Genomic DNA, 18,770 nt, shown 5'->3' with positions numbered 1-18,770 from the left:
ACCGCTGGGATCACGCCGGCTTGAGCGCCAGCACGCTGCCTTCGGCATCCGCCGAAATGTATAGCGTGCCGTCCGCGCCGGCGGCGATGCCGGCGAAGGGGCCCATGGGGCCGGACAGTGTGCCGACGGCCTTGAGCACTTTCGGTGTGACTCCACGCGGAGCGCCGACAGGCAGATCGAATGCGAGCGTGCGACGACGGCCGTTGCTGAGGTTGTACTCGATCAACTCCTTCAAGCCGGCATCGACGACGTAGAGCGAGTCTCCGCGGGCCAGGATGCCTTGCGGCTGTCGCAGATCGTTGAAGACTGTCACCGTGCGGCCTCCAGACAGCTTCACGACGCGGCCGCCGGCGGATTCGGTGACGAAGCACGTGCCATCAGCGCTGACTGTCACACCCGATGGTTGTTTCAAGTCGGTCGCAAGCGTCTCAACATTCCCAGACTGCACCGAGTGCACGCGGCCTGCGCCTTGCTCGACGAAGACCACCGCGCCTTTGGGTGCGACGGCCACGCCATAAAGCTGATCGAAGCCGCTGGCGAGCACTTGGTTCTCCCGCTTCGCGGGCCAGTAGCGCGCCACGTCGCCATTGGCTGTCGTCACGATGAATTCGCCGGGACCCGCTGCAGCCACGCCGCGCGAATATCCGGGATAGCCGGGGGTGAACAAGAAACCGACTTGCTGCCGCGGTTGACCTGAGCGGAGCGTGTAGGAGAACGGGCCGTCGGCGACATAGATGGAACCGTCGGTATCCACGGCGAGGCCAAGCGGCCAGTTGAATCCATCGGACACCAGATCGCGCGTCTGGCCACCTTCCAAGATCTCTGCGATGTAACCCGAGATGTTCGAGACGAACGTGCGCCGGCCGACGAACGTGACGTTGTCGAGGCCGGGCGTGAGGTTCGCCAGCACGGTTTTGTCGCCGGTACGCGGATCGATGCGCAATACCTGGCCGCTGTGAACCTGCGTCGAAACGATCTGGCCTTCCGCATCGAACTTGACGGAGTCGGGCACGCCGAGATCGCGAGCGACGACTTCATGCGCGCCGCCGTCGAGGCTTACTCGCCAGATCTCATTCGTTCCCATCACCGGGATGTACAACTTGCCGTCCGGGCCCACGTCGAATGCGTTGGGCATAGGCACGTTGTCGAGCAGGACGCGAGGCGCGCCGCCGTTCAGGTCGAGCTGCATGATGCGGCCGCCGACCCGGCACTCACCCGCGATCAACCGTCCGTCGTGGAAGGTGATGGGATTTGCGACTGGCATGTCGCCCGCGATCACGCGAGTGGTGCCGTTCGGGGCGCGCATGCTGACGCGACCTTCGGTGATTTCAGTGGCGTACAGATTGCCCGCGGGATCGAACACCAGATCGTCAGGCGCGACGATGTCGCCGCCCTTCGGGCTGATCGCTTCTATCGCGCCCGTGGCGACATCGATCGCAGTGATCTGACTGCCAGACACCTGCGCCACGTAGATGCGCCCATCGGGCCCCGTGCGCAGTCCATTCGCACCGAACAAACGGCTCGGGGGCGTGAGTCGTTGCAGTGTCCAACCGTCGACGGTGCGGGCGGGCTGCGAGGCGGTGTAGCGTCCGATTTGTGGCGACATGGGATTCGATAGGTGCAATGAGAGGGGGTGGACGGAGCCTGGAAAAGCCGCATCTTTCCCGCGTTTTCCCGCTGTTTCAACACGTCGTCGAGGCCGCTGTCGGTGTCGTGTGGAGTCAAGAACGGGCTTCGGTCGCGGTGCTAACCTGATCGTCTCGCGGCATGCCGCGGAGCCGATCAAACCCACAAGAGGTTTGCATGATGAAGCGGGGGAAGAGTGCGCGTGAGATGGAATCTCTGCGCGCGATGATTCATGGCACGGCCATGGTGCGCCTCGGTGCGTTGCGCGGCTTCAAGGAAGTCGTCGCGAGCCTAGGCGGCGATGCCATGGCGCTGCTCGCGCACGCGGGCATCGAGCCGGCGTTGCTGGAGCAAGGCGACGGCGAGATCCAATACAGACAAATGATCGAGTTGTTCGAGGCGGCCGCCGCGCAGTTGGCGTGCCCGGACTTCGGCATGCGATTGGCAGCGGTCCAGGCGGCACAGGGCGCGACGAAAGTGCTCGGTCCGCTTGAAGTGGCGATGCGAAACTCGCCGACGCTCGGACATGCGTATCGTTATTGCGCCGAGCATATTCACGCGTACAGCAGCGCGGCGCAGATTTGCTTCGAGAAGCTTACGAACGATTCCCGGATTTTCATGTTATTCGAGGCGCTGCTGGTCGGTGGGGCGCACCAGCGACAGTCGATCGAGCAGGCACTGGCGCTGACTCAACATGGCATCCATGCGACCAGCCGAGGGCAGGCGAGGGCACGCGAAGTGTGGTTTACACACGAGCCGCTGGCGCCGCTGTCGACCTATCGAGCGCATTTCAATGCGACGGTGCGGTTCGGGCAGAGCATGAATGGTCTGGTGTTCGATGAGCGGGACTTCAATCTGCCGCTGCCGGATTCGGATCCGCAGTTGTATGAGATGGCGACGAGCTTCATCGATCATCGGTTCCCGAGCTCGGCGATGCCGCTTCGCACGCGGGTACGAATCAACATTGCGCGATCGCTGGTCGAAGGCAACTGCACGCAAGAGCATGTGGCGTCGGCGCTCGGATTGCATCCTCGGACTTTGCAGCGACGGCTGAGGGAAGAAGGAGAGTCGTTCGAGGCGATCAAGGATTCGGTGCGGCGGGATGTAGCGCTGCGTTATTTGCAGCAGCCGGATGTGTCGCTTGTTCGCGTAACGGAGATTCTGGGTTATTCCGAAACGTCGGTGCTGTCGCGGAGCTGTCTGCGTTGGTTCTGCGCTTCGCCGCGGGAACTGCGGGCAGAGTTGAGTCGCTGACGCCTCAGGCGCTTTCTTTGGTTTGCTCTTCACCTCCCTCTGGAGTCGCGCCGGACCGCAACTGTCGAGGCGACAACCCGAACCAGCGATAACAACTGCGTGACAGCGCCGACGTCTCCGAGTACCCGAGCAGTTTCGCAATCCGACTCAGCGGCAGTGTCGACTGCTTCAAATGTCGAAGGGCGATATCCCGCCGCACCCCATCTTTGATCGACTCAACCGACTTTCCCTCCAACCGCAATCGTCGTTGCAGCGTGCGCGGGTGCATTCCCAACAGGGTGGCGACGCTGGCATGCGTGCAGTCGCCTTCGGCCAGCAGTCGTTCGACGATCGTCTGTACGCGAGGTGCCAACACCGCGTCGGCGGACGGGAAGCGCTGTTCGATGAAGTCGGTGCTCAGTTCATAGATCTGCGCGTCGGGATTCGGGATCTCTACGTCGAGATCGGCTTCCGTGAAAACCAGCCCATTCATCGGCTGGCCGAAGCGCACGTCAGCGCCGAAGTACTCGCGATACTTCGCCGGCGATGACAGCGGCTGGTGCGCCATCCAGACTTCGCGGGGCCGGACGCGGCCGTGCGTGATTTCGATGGAAATATCCTGAGTCAGCTTCAGCGCGCGCTCCACGCTTTGCGGGTGTGGCGGCAGGCGCGCGACGGAGATTTCCAATTGGAAGAATAGTGCGTCCGGCACCAGGTCGCGTCGGATGCGCATCTGCGACGCCGTGCTGTAAACGTGGACGTGCTCGGCGCAGTAATGAAACGCCTCGCGCAAGGTTCGCGAGTTGCGCATGGCGAACTCGAGCGGGCCGAGGACTTTGATGCCACCTTGCGTCGTGGCCAGGCGCATGCCGAAGTCGGGGCAACGGAGTTCCGCTGCAGCGTGTTCGAGGATCAGCACCAGCGAGCGGTAAGGCATGACCGCGTGCCGGTGATTCAGGATGGCCGGATCGATCTGTACTTTGGCCAGCAGGCTCTTGGGATCGCCGCCGAGCTTGGTCACAACGTCCGTGAACTTGCGAAGCGCGTCGACGCGCACCATGGCGGTGCCCTGATCGGGCGTTTCGGAATCCGCTGCGGCGTCGAGCTTTCTGTCCACGGGGTCCGCACCTTTTCGGCTGGCTTGACTGAGCATAGCCACGCGCTGGCGCGCGGACAATGCGACGCTGGAGCGCGACGCGGGTTTTTGGCGTCAGCGGTCAAGATCCTGCGCGGGGCCAGCCGGTAACGTGGCCGACCATCAGCCGTGACGAGCTCGAGACGGGATGGACTTCTCCTGGGACGATGAGCAGCGCGCCTTCCGGGCCACTGTTCGCGAATTTCTTGCAGCCCACTTGCCCCGCGATTGGGAGTCGCTGGCGCACGGTCCCGGCACCGATTGGCAAAGCACGTTTTCCAAGCAGTTCTGTGGCGCGCTCGCCGCGGCGGGCTTGCTCGTGCCGCATTGGCCGAAGCGGTGGGGCGGGCGCGATGCCGATCCGTGGACGTCTTTCATTCTTGCCGAAGAAATGTGGGAGGCGGGCGAGCCGCGCGGCGGCCAGTACATGAATGTGAACTGGATCGGCCCGACGCTGATGCGCTTCGGTTGCGAGGAGCAGCAGCAACGTTACATCCCGCCGATGGCGCAAGGTCAGACGATCTGGTGCCAGGGATTCTCGGAGCCGGAAGCGGGCTCCGACCTTGCATCGTTGCGTACGCGTGCCGACAAAGAAGGTTCGACCTATCGAATCAACGGCCAGAAAATCTGGACGTCATACGCCGGCCACGCCGACACCTGCTTCCTGCTCGCGCGAACCTCGCCGGGTCGCAATGGCATTTCCATTTTCCTGCTGCCCATGGACACGCCGGGCATCACGGTGCGCCAGATTCCCAGCGTGATCGGCGAAGGCGACATTCACGAAGTGTTCTTCGATGATGCCGCCGTGCCGGCGACAGCGATGCTCGGCGAGGAAGGCAAAGGCTGGGAGATCGTTCGCACGGCGCTGTCGCTCGAGCGGGTCGGCATTCCTCGATTCGCGCTGGCGACGCGCATGCTTCATCGCGCCGTCGACAAACTCAAGCAGACGGGACGCTTCGGAATCGGCGCCATCGAACAGGCAGCACGAGCGCGAGCGGCGTGCGAGTCGGCGCGCTTCTACAGTTACAACATCGTCGACCAGCGACGTCATGGGCTCACGGTGGGGGCGGAAGCGAGCGCGGCTCGTTACGCAACCGTGATGGCCGAACGACTGGTCAGCGAGTTCGTCGTCGAGCATGTTCCCGAAGCGCTGGCGGGCGCGGATCAGATGCTGCTGTCTCATCATCAGCGCGCCATTGTTGCCGGCATCGCGTCGGGCGCCGCGGAGATTCAGTTGAATCTGATCGCCAGCGATTTTCTGGGCCTGCCCAAGGAACCGCGCTGATGGATTTCCGACTCACATCCGATCAGGAATCGCTGGTCGAGGCGGTCGACAAGCTGGCGCTGCAGTTTCAGCACAAGCCCACCGAGTTTCATGGCTTCGCACTGGTTGGCGATGAGCTGGAGAGCGAACTGCGGCAGGGTGAGTATTTCGATATCGCGCAGGTGCCGGAGTTTGGGCCGCTGACGGCCGCGATGGCAGTCGAGCGTCTGGCGCGACTGCCGTTCACGGCTGAGATCGCGCTTTCCATGCTCGTCCGTCCGCAGCTGCCGGTGGATTTGCCGCGTCCATTGGCGGTGGTCGAGAACGGTCGGCCGGGGCGCTTCGTCGGCACGGCGAAGACTCTGTTAGTGATCGAGGGCGAACGCATCAGCATCGCGCGGCCTTCAGCGGATGACGTCGAATCCGTCGAATCGTTGTTTGGCTATCCGATGGGTCGGCTCAAACGAACGATCGATCTGGAGCGGCTATCGGACGCGGACGCATACGCGACGCGGAAGTGGCTGCGAGTTGCGCTCGCCGCCGAAATGAGTGGCCTGTTGAAAGCTGCCATCGATTCGACTGTGGAACATCTCACGTTGCGCAAGCAGTTCGGTCGGCCACTCGGCACGTTCCAAGCGCTGCGACATCGCATGGCTGAGTGCGCCGTGCTCGCCGGTGGCGTGCGTTGGCTCATGCTGAAAGCGGCAGGGACCGCCGATGATGGCGATGCGGCGCTGGCGGCGTCTCATGCGCAGGAGAGTGCGACGCGTGTGGCGTACGAAGTTCATCAGATGCTCGGTGCGATGGGCATGACGCTGGAGCACCCGTTGCATCTTTGGACCTATCGACTGAAAGCATTGTTGTCCGAGCTGGGCGGGCGTGGCGGGCAGGCAAGCGCCGTCGCGAAATTGATCTTCTGATCTGACGGCGAAAATATGCGAGCAGCGCCATACAAAGTCGTGCAGTGGGCCACCGGGAACATCGGCACGCGCTCGCTGCGATCCGTCATCGAGCATCCGAACCTGGAGCTGGTCGGGCTCTACGTCCACTCCGGGGAAAAGGCCGGGCGCGACGCTGGCGAGTTATGCGGCCTGGCTCCGACTGGCATCAAGGCGACCAACTCCATCGATGAGGTCATCGCGCTCCGTCCGGATTGCGTGCTCTACATGCAGCAGGGCGCGAATATCGATGATCTGTGCGGGTTGCTGTCCGCGGGTGCGAATGTCGTGACGACGCGAGTGGAGTTCCACGATCCGCTCACGCTCGATCCCGGTGTCAGGCAGCGGCTCGAAGACGCATGCAGGAAGGGCGGCACGTCATTGCACAGCACGGGCAGCAGTCCGGGGTTCATCACCGAGGCGCTGCCGATCGTGTTGCTGTCGCTACAGCGGCGGCTGGAGGGTCTGACCGTCAACGAGTTCGCCGATGTGTCGAGCCGCAACTCGCCGGACATGTTGTTCAAAGTCATGGGCTTCGGCCAGCCGCCGGCGGTGCTCAACAGGCACATTCTGGCCGAGGTGAAAGTCGGCTTTGCGAATTCGTTTCGCGCGCTGGCGAACGCCATCGCGATGCCACTCGATAGTGTCGAGATCGAAGGCGAGTGCGCGACGGTGCGCAATTCAACGCGCATTGCCGCGGGCGTGATCGAGAAGGGAACAGTGGGTGCGCTGAGAATCACGGTCTCGGGGATGCGGCAAGGGCGGGCGCTCATGCGCATGCGGCTGAACTGGTACTGCAGCAAGGACATCGCCGAGCCGTGGGACCTGCGTGACAGCGGCTGGCATGTGGTCGTGGAGGGCGACGTGCCGCTCGATGTTTCCATTCGGTATCCGATCGCAATCGAGCAATATGCGCAGATGACTCCAGGGCTGACGGCGCATCGGGCGGTGAATGCGGTGCCGGTTGTTTGCGAAGCCGCGCCGGGCATTCGCACGACGGCCGAGTTGCCGCAAGTGATCTCGCAGCTCGGATGAACTCAGTGCCGAATGATGCCGCGCCGGCGGCAACGATAGAGGAACGAAGCGCCACTCACCGTTCGGCGCTCGCCGAGTGGCGCGAACACTGGCCGATGGTTGTCGCCGCCATGGCGGGATTGTCGTTCGCGACAGTCGCCGTGTACTCCATGGGCTTGTTCATGGAGCCGCTCAGTCGCGAGTTTGGCTGGACGCGCGCGCAGATGTCATTGGGTCTGTCCATTGTCGCGCTGTTCGCTGTGCCGTTGTCGCCATTCGCCGGAGCGCTCATCGATCGCTGGGGATCGCGCCGACTCGGTATTCCCGGCATCGTCCTCAGTGCGATTGCATTCGCCGCCTTCAGTCTGGCGACCGGTTCGCTCACCCAGTGGTACGTGCTGTGGGTGTGTTACGCGATCGTCGCAATCGCCATCAAAACCACGGTGTGGACAGCCGCCGTTTCCAGTGTGTTTCAATCGAGCCGCGCGTTGGCGCTGGCCGTAGTGCTCAGTGGCGCGGCAGTGTCACAAACCATCACGCCGTTGATCGCGCAGTGGCTCATCGATGGATACGGCTGGAGACAGGCGTTTCTATGGATGGGCCTGGGCTGGGGCAGCGTCGTGCTGGTGCTGCTGTTGCCATTCTTCTTCGATGCACGCGATCACGAACGCCGTGCGCCGTCCTCGTCGGCGGAGCGCCCAGCACTCACCGGGCTGACACTCGCCGAAGGCGTACGCGATCCGGCTTTGCTACGAATCGCCGCTGCGTTATTCATCACGTCGTTTCTTGGCGTCGCGGTGACTGTGCACAAGGTGCCGATACTCACGCAGACGGGATTGTCGCGGGAGGTCGCGGCGCAGATCGCGGCATCGGCAGGCATCGCCGGCATCACTGGCAAGCTCCTCACCGGATGGTTGATGGATCGATGGCAGAGCGGCTGGATCGGCGGCATCTGTCTGTCGCTGCCGGCGCTCGCGTGTTCGTTATTGCTCGAGCCAATTCGCACGCCGGCACTGATCGTCGCGTCGATGATGATCTTTGGCTACTCCGCAGGCGCGTACTTGCAGATCTGCACGTATCTCACGACGCGCTACGGCGGACTGCGTCACTTTGGCAAGATCTTCGGCATCATGGCGGGGCTCATGGCGCTCGCGACCGGTATCGGGCCCATCGTGGCCGGTGCTGTGTTCGACCACTTCGGCAACTACACCGCGCTGTTGCTCGCGGGCATTCCCATCGGTCTGGTCAGCGGCTGGCTGGTCGCAGGATTGGGCCCGTATCCGGATTGGCAACCGGCTTGTCGTGCGGTGTCAAAGCCCCGTCCTCGGTGATCAATACACTCCGGCATGCGCACGATAGCTTCACGCCATCTCATGCGAGGCAGATCTGTGGAGGCTGAGTCACGCTATCACCCCGGCGCCGCTTCGTTGGAGGAGATCGGCATGGTCGGGATGGGCGTCAGTGAAGCGCGAGGCGGCAGTGGCTTCGGAGCCGCCGAAGAGGCGTTGATCGTCGTAGGACTCGGGCGACGGCTGGTGGCGCCGGCGGTGCTCGCGACAATCGGCGCGATGCATGCTCACATCGATCTACGAGAGCGACGAGTGGCGGCGGCGTATCGCCGCGGCGAGCGCATCGTCGTCATCGAAGATCCGCAAGCCGAGCTCGTGCTGGTTCGCGATCGCGATTGCGCGGCGTTGTACGAGCTCAAAGATTCCAGCGACAGCGTCGATCATCGCCTCTGGCTCGCCCACCTGCGGAGCACGACCAGCTTCGGCGAGCCCATCGCGCGCTTCGATTCATCTCAACAACTTCGATTGCTGCTCATCGACGCCGCGGCGCTGGCGGGCATCGCCGAAGCGACGCTCGATATGAGCGTGGCGCGAGTCGGAATGCACGAATTGGTCAAGCAACATTGCGCGAACATGGCCATCGCCGCACGATGCGCACGCGATCAGACGAGCTTCGCGGCTGTCGCGATCGATGAGGAACGCGAGGACGCGGCGTTACAAGTTGACAGCGCGCTGTTCGTCGCTGGCTCTGCGGCGCTGGAGAACGCCGCGAAGAACGTGCAGATCCATGGCGGCGCTCCTGCGGGCGTGCAGCCGGATCCGCATCTTTACCTGGAGCGCGCACAGCTGTTGGTCGCCATCGCGGGCGGCCTGGATGCGACCAACAGGCGCGTCGCGAACACGAAGGTTGGCGATTGATATGCAAGTCGCGATTGTCACAGGCGCGAGCAGCGGGATCGGCTTTGGCACAGCCGTGAAGCTGGCCGAGATGGGCATGGCCGTGCTCGGTGTCGGTCGCGATGAGTCGAAGCTGGAGCAGTTGGCCAAGGCAATCGATGCGCCTGAGCGCATTGCGACTCTCGCCGTTGATCTCACGCAGGATGACGCCCCCAAGCGAGTTGTCGAACTCGCGATGTCGCGCTGGGGTCAGATCGATTTTCTGATCAACAACGCTGGCGTCGGAAGTCCCAGGCCTTTGCACGAGACCGACGACGCATCGCTCGACTACTTCCTCGGTCTGATGCTTCGCGCGCCGTTCCGGCTTGCGCGCGATGTATTGCCGCACATGAAGCCCGGCTCGGCCATCATCAATGTGACATCGACGTTCGCGATGATCGGCGGCCGACGAGGCGGCGCGTACTCAGCTGCAAAGGGCGGCTTGACCGCACTGACCATGCACATCGCTTGTCAGTACGGCGCTCAAGGCATTCGCTGCAATGCCGTGGCTCCAGGCGTCACGGTGACGCCGATGACCGAGGGCCGTCTCGAAGATCCGATGTTCAAGCGGATCAACGTCGAGATGACGCCGCACCAGCGCCTCGGCCGCGTCGATGACATCGCCAGCACCATCGCATTCCTGTGCTCGCCGGGCGGCAGCTTCATCAATGGCCAGACCATCGTCGTCGACGGCGGCTGGAGCTCGACCAAGTACCTGTCCGAGTTCGCTCTCACTTCGCAGTGGCTACCGGGGAAAACACCATGAGCGTCGCACCGCTGGGCAAACCATCGACGTCGGGCGGCGGCGCCGATTGGCCGCCGGGCTGGCGGACCATGCCACACGGCATCAGCGTCGGTCGTTATATCGATCCGGGTTTTCTGCGCCTGGAGTTCGACAAGCTCTGGACTCGCACCTGGCAGGCCGCGGCGCGTCTCGATGAGATCCCCGAGGCAGGCGACTTTACCGTCTACAACATCGGCGATCAGTCGGTGCTGTTGGTGCGCGCCGATGAGTCGACGGTCAAGGCATATCACAATGTTTGTCCGCATCGAGGCACGGCGCTCGGCGAGGGCTGCGGCAAGTTCGAGAACTCGCAGATCATGTGCCCCTTTCACGGCTGGCGTTGGAATCTGCACGGCGAGAACCAATTCGTGCTCGAACGGCAGGAGTTCCGCGGCGGCCAGCTTCAGAACAGCGATGTCGCGCTCAAGCAAGTGAAGGTGGCGGTGTGGGCCGGGTTCGTGTTCATCAACTTCGATCGCAACGCGCAGCCGTTCGAAGAGTTCATCGCGCCGGTGCGAGACATCGTCGAAGGGCTCGCGATCGAGGACATGCACCACTACTGGTGGAAGTCGATTCCGGTGCCGGCGAATTGGAAGGTGGCGCAGGAGGCGTTCTTCGAAGCGTTCCATGTGCCCATGACGCATCCGCAATTGGAGAAGGGCGGAGCGGAAGTGGTTCGTGGTTTGCGCGACGAGGCGGAGTTCACGCACCGCTATGTTGCGTACGAAACGTATGCTCAAGGGCACGGCCGTTTCTACGGCGGTAAGAAGACGCCGATGGCCGGGCACATCAACAAGCAGCAACAGCAGGGCGATCCACTCGAGGACATGGCCAATCGACTGATGATGCTGGTCGATGGCATGGACGCGATGGTGCTCAAAGAAGATGTCGAAGTGCTTCGGTCGTTGCGAGGCAAGCCGATTCCCGAAGGCTCGTCGCTTGGCGGCGAGTACGTGAAGGCGCTGTACGCGACGGCGGCGGCTCAGCAACGGCCGATGCCCAAGCCCGTGCCCGAGATCCTCGGCATGTGGGGCGGTGAGGTATTTATTTTCCCAAACCTGATGATCCTGCCGCAGGCGGGCAACGCGATGATCTATCGCGTGCTGCCGGATCCGGTCGATCCGGATCGCTGCACGTTCGAGATCTATTCGACCAGGACTTATCCGGCAGCGGCCAGGCTCGAGCGCGCTACGGTCGAGAGCGTCACCGATCTGCACGACCCGGAACAGCTGCGTCTGATTCCCCGGCAGGACCTCGGCAACATTCCACGCATCCAGAAGGGATTGCACTCACGCGCCATGCGCCAGACCTGGCTGGCGGTGGAGCAGGAGAAGTTGATCCTGAACATGCATCAGGAGCTCGATCGGTATCTGACGGCGGAATGATCTAAGCTGCACTCATGAAGCAAACTGAACTGACACCACGCGTCGCGCCCGTACTGCCGCCGGATTGGGACGCGACCGTGCTCGATGCGGTGAGCGCGTTTCCTCATGGCCGGGACTTCGTGCTGTCGACTTACAAGCAGGGCGGCGCGCGAGGAATGCATGGGCTCGGGGTGATTCTTTCCCATCCGACGCTGGCCAAGGCGTTCCTGACTTTCAACAATCACGTTGCTATCGCCAGCAGTGTTTCCAGACGCATCCGGGAAATTCTGATTCTGCGCATCAGCTGGCTGCGACGCGCCGAGTATGAGTTCGTCCAGCACGTCGTGCTCGGCCTGCGCGCCGGGTTGTCCCAGGTCGAGATCGATCGAATCCAGCAGGGCCCGGATGCGCCGGGTTGGGATGCAGTCGATGCGGACTTGGTTCGCGCGGTCGATGAGCTGCACGCGGATGCGTGTATCGGCGATGAGACTTACGAGCGACTGTCGGTGCACTTCACTCCAACACAGCTCATGGACATCGTCTTCTGTGTCGGCTGCTACGATCTGCTCGCGATGGTGTTCAAGACTTTTGGCGCGCAAGTAGAACCGGGTGTCGATTCGCTCGATCCCGCCGTCCGGGCGCGCATGCACGCACAGAAGCCAGCATCATGACTGACTCCACGATTCACGGCCCCGCGCTGACCGAGGCGTCGTTCGGTCCACTGACACTGGGAGGTTTCTTCCGTGAGGTGTGCCGGCGCAATGGCGACAAAGAAGTCATGGTGTTTCATCCGCCCGGCCAGCCGGTCGTTCGGTACACGTACGCGCAGTTGTGGAGCGAGGCGCTTGCGGTCGCGCAGGCGCTCGTGGCTCGCGGGGTAACCAAGGAAACACGCGTCGGCTTGTTGGCGACGAATCGCCCCGAGTGGGTGAGCGCCGCGTTCGGGATCGCGATGGCGGGTGGTACATGCGTCGCTCTGAGCACGTTCGCCAAGAGCGAGGAGTTCGAATATCAGCTGCGCGTCGGCGATGTATCGCTGTTGATCTTCGAGCGTTCGATCCTGAGCCGCGACTTCGCTGCCGAGCTGACGGACATGTGTCCTGAGCTGGCGACCAGCGACGGCATCGCGCACTCGACGCGCCTGCCGTTCCTGCGTCGCGCGGTTTGCATCGACGAGACGATTTCAAAAGGGGCGATCGAGTCCTGGAAGGACTTCGTCCAGGGCGACTTGAAAGCCTCGGCGACGCTTGTGGATGCAATCGATGCCGAGATCGCGCCCACCGATCGCGCGATGGTGTTCTTCTCGTCCGGTTCCACGGCGAAGCCCAAGGCGGTGCTGCACACTCATCGCGCCGCTGCGATTCAATGCTGGCGATGGAGCCGCGTCACCGCGCTCGATTCCGAAGTGCGTACGTGGACGGCCAATGGGTTCTTCTGGTCCGGCAACTTCACGCAGGCCATCGGTTCGACATTGTCGGCCGGCGGCTGTCTGATCTTGCAGCGTTACTTCGATCCCGGTGAGGCTCTCAAGCTGATGCAGACTGAGCGAGTCACGTATCCGGTGGCGTGGCCCCATCAGTGGGCGCGACTCGCGGACGATCCGCTGTATGGCGATGTGGATCTGAGCACCTTGAAATACGTGGGCGAGACGTCGCCGCTGCGTGCGCATCCCACGGTCAAAGCCGATTGGCAGGAGCCGATGGCGTGCTATGGGAACACCGAGACGTTGACGCTATGTACGGCTCACTACAGTGGCACAGATCGGTCCATCGCCGATGGCAACCATGGGTTCCCACTTCACGGCAACACCGTGCGTGTTGTCGATCCACTCACGGGCCGGGTGCTCGGACGGAATGAGAACGGCGAGATTGCGGTCAAGGGGCCGACGCTCATGCTCGGCTACCTGCGCATGCCCGCGGAAGAAACATTCGACGCCGAAGGGTTCTTCCGTACCGGGGACGGCGGCTTCGTCGACGACCAGGGTCGCTTGCATTGGCAAGGACGGCTCAACGACATCATCAAGACCGGCGGCGCCAACGTTTCGCCGCTCGAGATCGACGCCGTGCTGGCCGAATGCCCTGGCGTCAAGATCGCGGCGACTGTCGGCATCCCGCATGACAAGCTCGGCGAGATGGTCGTCGCTTGCGTCGTGCCGGAGAGCGGCGCAGCTGTGGATGAGGCGTCGGTGCGAGCGTTCGTATCGAAGCGCTTGTCGAGTTACAAGGTGCCGCGTCGAGTGCTGTTCCTGCAGGAGTCGGATTTGTCGCTCACCGCGTCCAATAAAGTGAAGACGGCGCCGCTGCGAGAGCTTGCCGCTCGCCGATTCGCTGAAACGCCTGCTTGAGATGAGCGAGCTTCAGCAGCTGACACTGCAGGCGCTGGCTCGAGAGTCCTCGCGGCAGGCCATCGAGTTCGAGCAGCGCTGGATTACGTGGGGCGAGCTGCGACAGGTCGCCGATCAGCTGAGCTCGCTGTTGGATGCGAGCGGTGTCGATCCACGCGCTCCAATTGCCTTTGTGCCGCGGAATCGGCCGTCTGCCATAGGCGCACTGCTCGGGCTGATCGCGAAGGATCGATCGATCCGGATGATCTATGCATTTCAGTCGGCGACGGCGCTGGCGAGAGATGTCGAGCGACTGAGGCCGGCTGTCATCGTCGCCGCCGCTCAGGATTATTCGGCGGAGTTGTTGGCAGTCGTGCGAGCCGAAGGGATCGCGGCCATCGCACTGTCGGAGGTGAATGCGGCCGCTGTTCCCGGCTTTGAGAAGACCGCGCGGCGCGTTGACGCAGCCTCACCAATCTCGCCTCGGATTGAGATCCTCACCAGCGGCACAACCGGGCCGCCTAAGCAGTTCGCCATCAGCTACGACTTGATCGCGAAGCACATGGTGGGCTCGAGCGTGATCCCGTCGAGCCCGACGGATGATGTGCTGAAGTTGCCGCCGACTTTGTTTCTCATGCCGCTGGGAAATATCTCGGGCGTGTACTCGACGCTGCCGGCGCTGTTGAAGGGGCAGCGCGCGGTGCTGATGGAGAAGTTCACTGTTGCCGGCTGGCACGATCACGCAGTTCGCCATCGGCCGCAGGTGAGCGGGCTGCCGCCCGCGGGCGTGCAGATGGTGCTCGATGCGAATATTCCTCGGGAGGATCTGTCGAGTATCCGCGTCATCGGCACGGGAGCGGCGGCGCTGGATCCTACGGCTCACAAGGCCTTCGAAGAGCGCTACGGCATTCCCATACTGTTGTCCTACGGCGCCACGGAGTTTGGTGGGCCGGTTACTGCGATGACAGCCGACCTGCACGCGACTTGGGGCAAGCAGAAGTTTGGCAGCGTCGGGCGCGCCCTTCCGGGCGTGCAGCTGCGAGTTGTCGATCCGGGTAGCGAGGCAGTGCTGACAGCGGGCGAGGAAGGGATTCTCGAGGTTGTCTCACCTCGCATCGGCGAGGAGTGGATCCGCACGTCGGATGTCGCTGTGATCGATGCGGACGGATTCCTGTTTCATCGTGGCCGCGCTGACGGAGCGATCATGCGGGGCGGTTTCAAGCTGCTGCCCGAAACGATCGAGCGCGCGCTCATGCTTCACGAAAGGATTTCAGCAGCTGCTGTGGTCGGGATCGCGGACAGGAGACTTGGCCAGGTGCCGGCGGCTGCAATTCAACTCAAGCCCGGCGCCGAGCTGCCCAGTGTGGCCGACCTGGAAGCGCATTTGCGCGATCACATTCTCGCCACCCACATTCCGGTCGAGTGGCGCTTCGTCGCGACGTTGCCGACGACGCCTTCGCTCAAGACAGACAAACCTGCGGTGCGCCGGCTGTTCGAAGCAGGTTAGAACCCCCACGGGCACAAGGAAGTGCCCATTCTCTGTTTCCTTTTTGCCCTTCAGAAGTTGTACCGCAGCTCCACTCCGTACGTGCGCGGCTCGCCGTACGCCTTGGTGACGATGCCGAACGGACGGATGTCGGGGCGGGCCGACTCGTACAGCTGAATGCCGCCGAGTGAATATTCCTTATCGGCGACGTTCTTCACATAGGCGCCGATGTCGAAGCTGCTGCCCATCACGCCAGTCCAGCCGGCGGACAGATCGAGCAACGTGTACGCATCCTGCTGCATGAACGGCAGCACGGACGCCGGCGTGCGGCGGATCGCCTGAATTGTCTGCAGGGAATTGATCCAGACATGGCTGCGATACGACGCGCTGGCCGAGAATCGCAGCTCGCCCGCACCTTGCATCGGCACCGTGTACGTCAGTGACGCGGCCGCCGCGTGTTCTGGCGTGAAGTGGAAAGGCGTGTCGGTCAGGTCGTCGCCGGTGAACGGATCCACCCAATCGTCGTACTCGGGCTTCGTGTACGCGTAGTTGAGTTGCAGCGACAGGTTGTCGGTCGGCGCGATCGTCTGCTCGACTTCGATGCCGAACACATTGGCCTTCGCGGCATTCTGAATCGCGGAGCCGGGGACGCCGATAGGATTGGTCACGCCGACGGTGCGCTGGATGTCGTCGTACCACTGGTTATACGCCGCCACGTTGCTGCGCATCCGCCAGTCGCCGACGAACCAGTCCGCCTTGATGCCGAGCTCCAGGTCGATCACGGTTTCGGGATCGAACGGCGCGTATTCCACCGGCGTGGTCGCGCGCAGGTTGAAGCCGCCCGAGCGATAGCCAAGCCGGCTGGCGGCATACAAGAGCACATCGTCGCGCACTTTGTAGTCCAGCGACAGTGTGCCGGTGGGTTGCGAGAACGAATCGGACAGCGTGACCGAACACCGATCCGCCGGCAGTAGCGCGCCGGTGTTGGGATCGCGCAGCGAGCAAGCCGCCGGCGTCTTGCTGCTCAAGGTCATTTCCTTCTCGTCGTAGTTCCAGCGCACGCCGGCGGTGAGCGACAGCTCCGGTGTCAACCGGTAGATGCCTTGAGCGAAGAACGAGTAGCTGCTGTTGTCGACCGCGCCCAGTTGCATGAACGGATTGTTGGGATTGACGCCGACGAGCACGTCGCCGGGCGAGTTCTGCACGCCGTCCTCGTTGTACCAATACAGGCCGGTGACCCAGTCGAAGCGGTTGTCGAACGCGGAGCCCAGCAGCTGCAACTCATAACTCGCATGCTGGAGCGTGGCTGTTTGCATGGAAGTCAGGATGCCAGGGATCGCCGAAGCGTCGATGTCGTACTCCGAGTAGGTCTCGAAGTCACGGTAGCCGGCAATGCTCTTCAAGGTCAGCGTGTCGCTGAGCGAGACGGTGGTGGTATTGACGATGCCCCACACTTCGGTCTCATCGCGCTGGCGCATGTCGCTCTCGACATCGTTCCGATCGCGTCCACGCGCTCGCTCCAGCGCATCGAAGTAGGAGGGCAGAGCCTCGCTGGCGCCGCAGGGCCCATTCGGGTTCGTCGGGCCGTCGTAGCAACGCAGCGTCGTGGCGGGATTGATTGCCTGCAATACCGTGCCGCGCCCGTTGGTGTCCTTGCTGTCCCAGCTGACGATGGTGTAGTTCTCGACGTTGTCTGTCACATCCCACACCGCCGACACGCGGGCTGATCGCGTGCTTTCGCCGCCGAGCTTGGCGCCGTTCATCGGGCCGGGAGCAACGTTTGTTTGATAGCCGTCGCTGTCGATGGTGCGGCCGGAAAGGCGCATGGCGAAGCTGTCGGCGAACGGCATGTCGAGGCCGAGCTGGGTCTCGTTGCGGCCGTAATTGCCGAAGCCGATCTTCACATCGCCGCCGAACTCGCGGCCCGGCCGCTTCGGCGTGAGCAGCACCGCTCCGCCTGTGGTGTTGCGACCGAACAGCGTTCCCTGCGGACCTTTCAACACTTGCAGCGAGGCGAGGTCATACATGCCGAGGTTGGTGCCTTCGGCGGGCGAAATCACCACGTCGGCGAAATACACGGCGACTGTCGGGTCCTGGCCGTACAAGGCTTCGGTCGGGCGGATGCCGCGCAAGGAATAAACAGGCGCATTGGGGCGACCTGACGCTGCACTCACGGAGAGCGCAGGAACCACGGTCTGCAGATTCTCGAGGCTCTCGACGCGATGATTCTCGAGCTCGGCGGCGCCCAATGCAGTCACCGCGATGGGAACCGATTGCGCGCTTTCTTCACGACGACGCGCAGTCACCATCACTTCTTCGAGCGACTGACCGACCTGGGGCTCGGTCGAGCTTGCTACGGCTTGCGCGTGCGCGAAGCCGCTGGAAAGGACTGTGGTCGCGGACACCGCCGCTGCGCAAATCATTCGCTGACGATGCGTGCGACGAGCCTGGTTCTTGGCCATGCAAATTGCCCCCTGCGTCATGATTGTCATGGCTGTTTCTCGAGGAATAGCCGTGCTCGCATCACAGCGAGAAACCCGGGAGGAGGTCTTGATGCCGGGCGACGAACTCGGCTGCTTTCGCGACAGGGTTCAGGCGCGGGCGCCGTGCTCGCTGAACCGGGCGTGCAGCTCTGGAAACTTTTCCGGCCGCAGGTTGCCGTACAGCGCGAGCCGGAGCATTTCACGAGCGAAACGCTCGCTCATTTCCTGACGCTCCTTCGCTGTGCGTGCGTGCGCGCGGATCCATACCGGCCAGAGAAACGTGCCGGCCAGCACCAGCACCGAATGCACTTCCACGTCGATGTCTTGCTGGGCGAAATCGGTCTCGGCGAAGCGCGCCATGATCTCTTTGTAATAGCGCCAGAACTTATCCTTGGTGGGCCGTTTGGAAGCGAGCAGCTCGTACAGCCAGATGCGGCCGAGCTCGGAGTTCTCCATGGCGAACGAGCACAGGCCGGACATCACCTTTTCCACGTTGTCGCTCGACACCGGCCCGGTGCTGGTGATGCCTTCATCGCCGAATGCAGCTCGATACATCTTGTCGCTGACCCAGTCCGTGGTCGCAGCGATCAACTGCTCGCGCGTCTGAAAATGCTGATACGCCGTGCCACGATTGACCTTGGCCAGGTTGGCGACCTGCGCCACGCTCAAGCCTTCCTTGCCATCTTGCGCAAGCACGTGACGTGCGGCATCGAGAATGGACTCGCGAGTGCCTTCCGGGTCGCGTCTGCGCGGCCCGCCTCGACGCGCGGCGCTGGTGGATCGCTCTGCCATGTTTGTTATCTGACCGCCATGGATCGATCGATCCTAATCGAATCGCGCTGGCGATAACAGGACAGGAGGCGGCGACGCGCTGTCGCGTGCCGCCCATGTGTGA

General features: G+C 63.0%; 15 protein-coding genes. 11 read left to right on the top strand and 4 right to left on the bottom strand.

What is annotated here, in order from left to right; all coding sequences use genetic code 11:
* Positions 1 to 10: 10 nt before the first annotated feature.
* Positions 11 to 1,606, bottom strand: coding sequence for an SMP-30/gluconolactonase/LRE family protein (locus tag GYH35_RS25575; protein WP_161829874.1), 1,596 nt, complete (start codon positions 1,604 to 1,606; stop codon positions 11 to 13).
* 197 nt (positions 1,607 to 1,803) lie between these two features.
* On the opposite strand from GYH35_RS25575, the gene GYH35_RS25570 reads away from it, so the two are divergent.
* Positions 1,804 to 2,880, top strand: a complete 1,077-nt coding sequence (locus tag GYH35_RS25570) for an AraC family transcriptional regulator (protein ID WP_161829873.1) — start codon at positions 1,804 to 1,806, stop codon at positions 2,878 to 2,880.
* Between the two features lie 4 nt (positions 2,881 to 2,884).
* On the opposite strand, the gene GYH35_RS25565 is transcribed toward GYH35_RS25570, so the two are convergent.
* A complete protein-coding gene (locus GYH35_RS25565; RefSeq protein WP_161811621.1) occupies positions 2,885 to 3,976 on the bottom strand; it encodes an AraC family transcriptional regulator in 1,092 nt (363 codons plus the stop codon).
* Between the two features lie 166 nt (positions 3,977 to 4,142).
* On the opposite strand from GYH35_RS25565, the gene GYH35_RS25560 reads away from it, so the two are divergent.
* Genes GYH35_RS25560 through GYH35_RS25515 form a run of 10 tightly spaced genes read left to right on the top strand, consistent with a single transcriptional unit; the run spans position 4,143 to position 15,413 of the window.
* Positions 4,143 to 5,279, top strand: a complete 1,137-nt coding sequence (locus GYH35_RS25560; RefSeq protein ID WP_161829872.1) for an acyl-CoA dehydrogenase family protein — start codon at positions 4,143 to 4,145, stop codon at positions 5,277 to 5,279.
* Positions 5,279 to 6,178, top strand: a complete 900-nt coding sequence (locus GYH35_RS25555) for an acyl-CoA dehydrogenase family protein (RefSeq protein WP_161829871.1) — start codon at positions 5,279 to 5,281, stop codon at positions 6,176 to 6,178. Before GYH35_RS25560 ends, GYH35_RS25555 begins: the two co-directional genes overlap by 1 nt.
* 15 nt (positions 6,179 to 6,193) lie before the next feature.
* The gene (locus GYH35_RS25550) at positions 6,194 to 7,231 is read left to right on the top strand and encodes an NAD(P)H-dependent amine dehydrogenase family protein (RefSeq protein WP_161829870.1); all 1,038 of its coding nucleotides are present in this window, start codon (positions 6,194 to 6,196) and stop codon (positions 7,229 to 7,231) included.
* Positions 7,228 to 8,541 carry an MFS transporter gene (locus GYH35_RS25545; protein ID WP_161829869.1) on the top strand — a complete coding sequence of 438 codons (1,314 nt, stop codon included), beginning with the start codon at positions 7,228 to 7,230 and terminating at the stop codon, positions 8,539 to 8,541. Before GYH35_RS25550 ends, GYH35_RS25545 begins: the two co-directional genes overlap by 4 nt.
* A gap of 57 nt (positions 8,542 to 8,598) precedes the next feature.
* Positions 8,599 to 9,417, top strand: coding sequence for an acyl-CoA dehydrogenase family protein (locus GYH35_RS25540; protein WP_161829868.1), 819 nt, complete (start codon positions 8,599 to 8,601; stop codon positions 9,415 to 9,417).
* A 1-nt stretch (position 9,418) separates the two neighbouring features.
* On the top strand, positions 9,419 to 10,201 hold the full coding sequence (locus GYH35_RS25535; RefSeq protein ID WP_161811627.1) for an SDR family NAD(P)-dependent oxidoreductase: 783 nt from the start codon (positions 9,419 to 9,421) through the stop codon (positions 10,199 to 10,201).
* Positions 10,198 to 11,604, top strand: coding sequence for an aromatic ring-hydroxylating oxygenase subunit alpha (locus GYH35_RS25530; protein WP_161829867.1), 1,407 nt, complete (start codon positions 10,198 to 10,200; stop codon positions 11,602 to 11,604). Before GYH35_RS25535 ends, GYH35_RS25530 begins: the two co-directional genes overlap by 4 nt.
* Before the next feature lie 14 nt (positions 11,605 to 11,618).
* Entirely contained in the window at positions 11,619 to 12,254 is a 636-nt protein-coding gene (locus GYH35_RS25525) for a carboxymuconolactone decarboxylase family protein (protein WP_161829866.1), read from the top strand.
* A complete protein-coding gene (locus tag GYH35_RS25520; RefSeq protein WP_202624677.1) occupies positions 12,251 to 13,927 on the top strand; it encodes a class I adenylate-forming enzyme family protein in 1,677 nt (558 codons plus the stop codon). The genes GYH35_RS25525 and GYH35_RS25520 overlap by 4 nt, the downstream gene beginning before the upstream one ends.
* Before the next feature lies 1 nt (position 13,928).
* Positions 13,929 to 15,413, top strand: a complete 1,485-nt coding sequence (locus tag GYH35_RS25515) for a class I adenylate-forming enzyme family protein (protein WP_161829865.1) — start codon at positions 13,929 to 13,931, stop codon at positions 15,411 to 15,413.
* 50 nt (positions 15,414 to 15,463) lie between these two features.
* Here GYH35_RS25515 and GYH35_RS25510 read toward each other — a convergent pair whose 3' ends face one another.
* Positions 15,464 to 17,854, bottom strand: a complete 2,391-nt coding sequence (locus GYH35_RS25510; RefSeq protein ID WP_161829864.1) for a TonB-dependent receptor — start codon at positions 17,852 to 17,854, stop codon at positions 15,464 to 15,466.
* A gap of 129 nt (positions 17,855 to 17,983) precedes the next feature.
* Positions 17,984 to 18,667 carry a TetR/AcrR family transcriptional regulator gene (locus tag GYH35_RS25505; RefSeq protein WP_161811632.1) on the bottom strand — a complete coding sequence of 228 codons (684 nt, stop codon included), beginning with the start codon at positions 18,665 to 18,667 and terminating at the stop codon, positions 17,984 to 17,986.
* Positions 18,668 to 18,770: the final 103 nt, after the last annotated feature.

The sequence above is a fragment of the Steroidobacter agaridevorans genome (assembly GCF_009932555.1).
Lineage (GTDB): Bacteria > Pseudomonadota > Gammaproteobacteria > Steroidobacterales > Steroidobacteraceae > Steroidobacter > Steroidobacter agaridevorans.
This window is presented reverse-complemented; position numbering and strand designations above follow the sequence as displayed.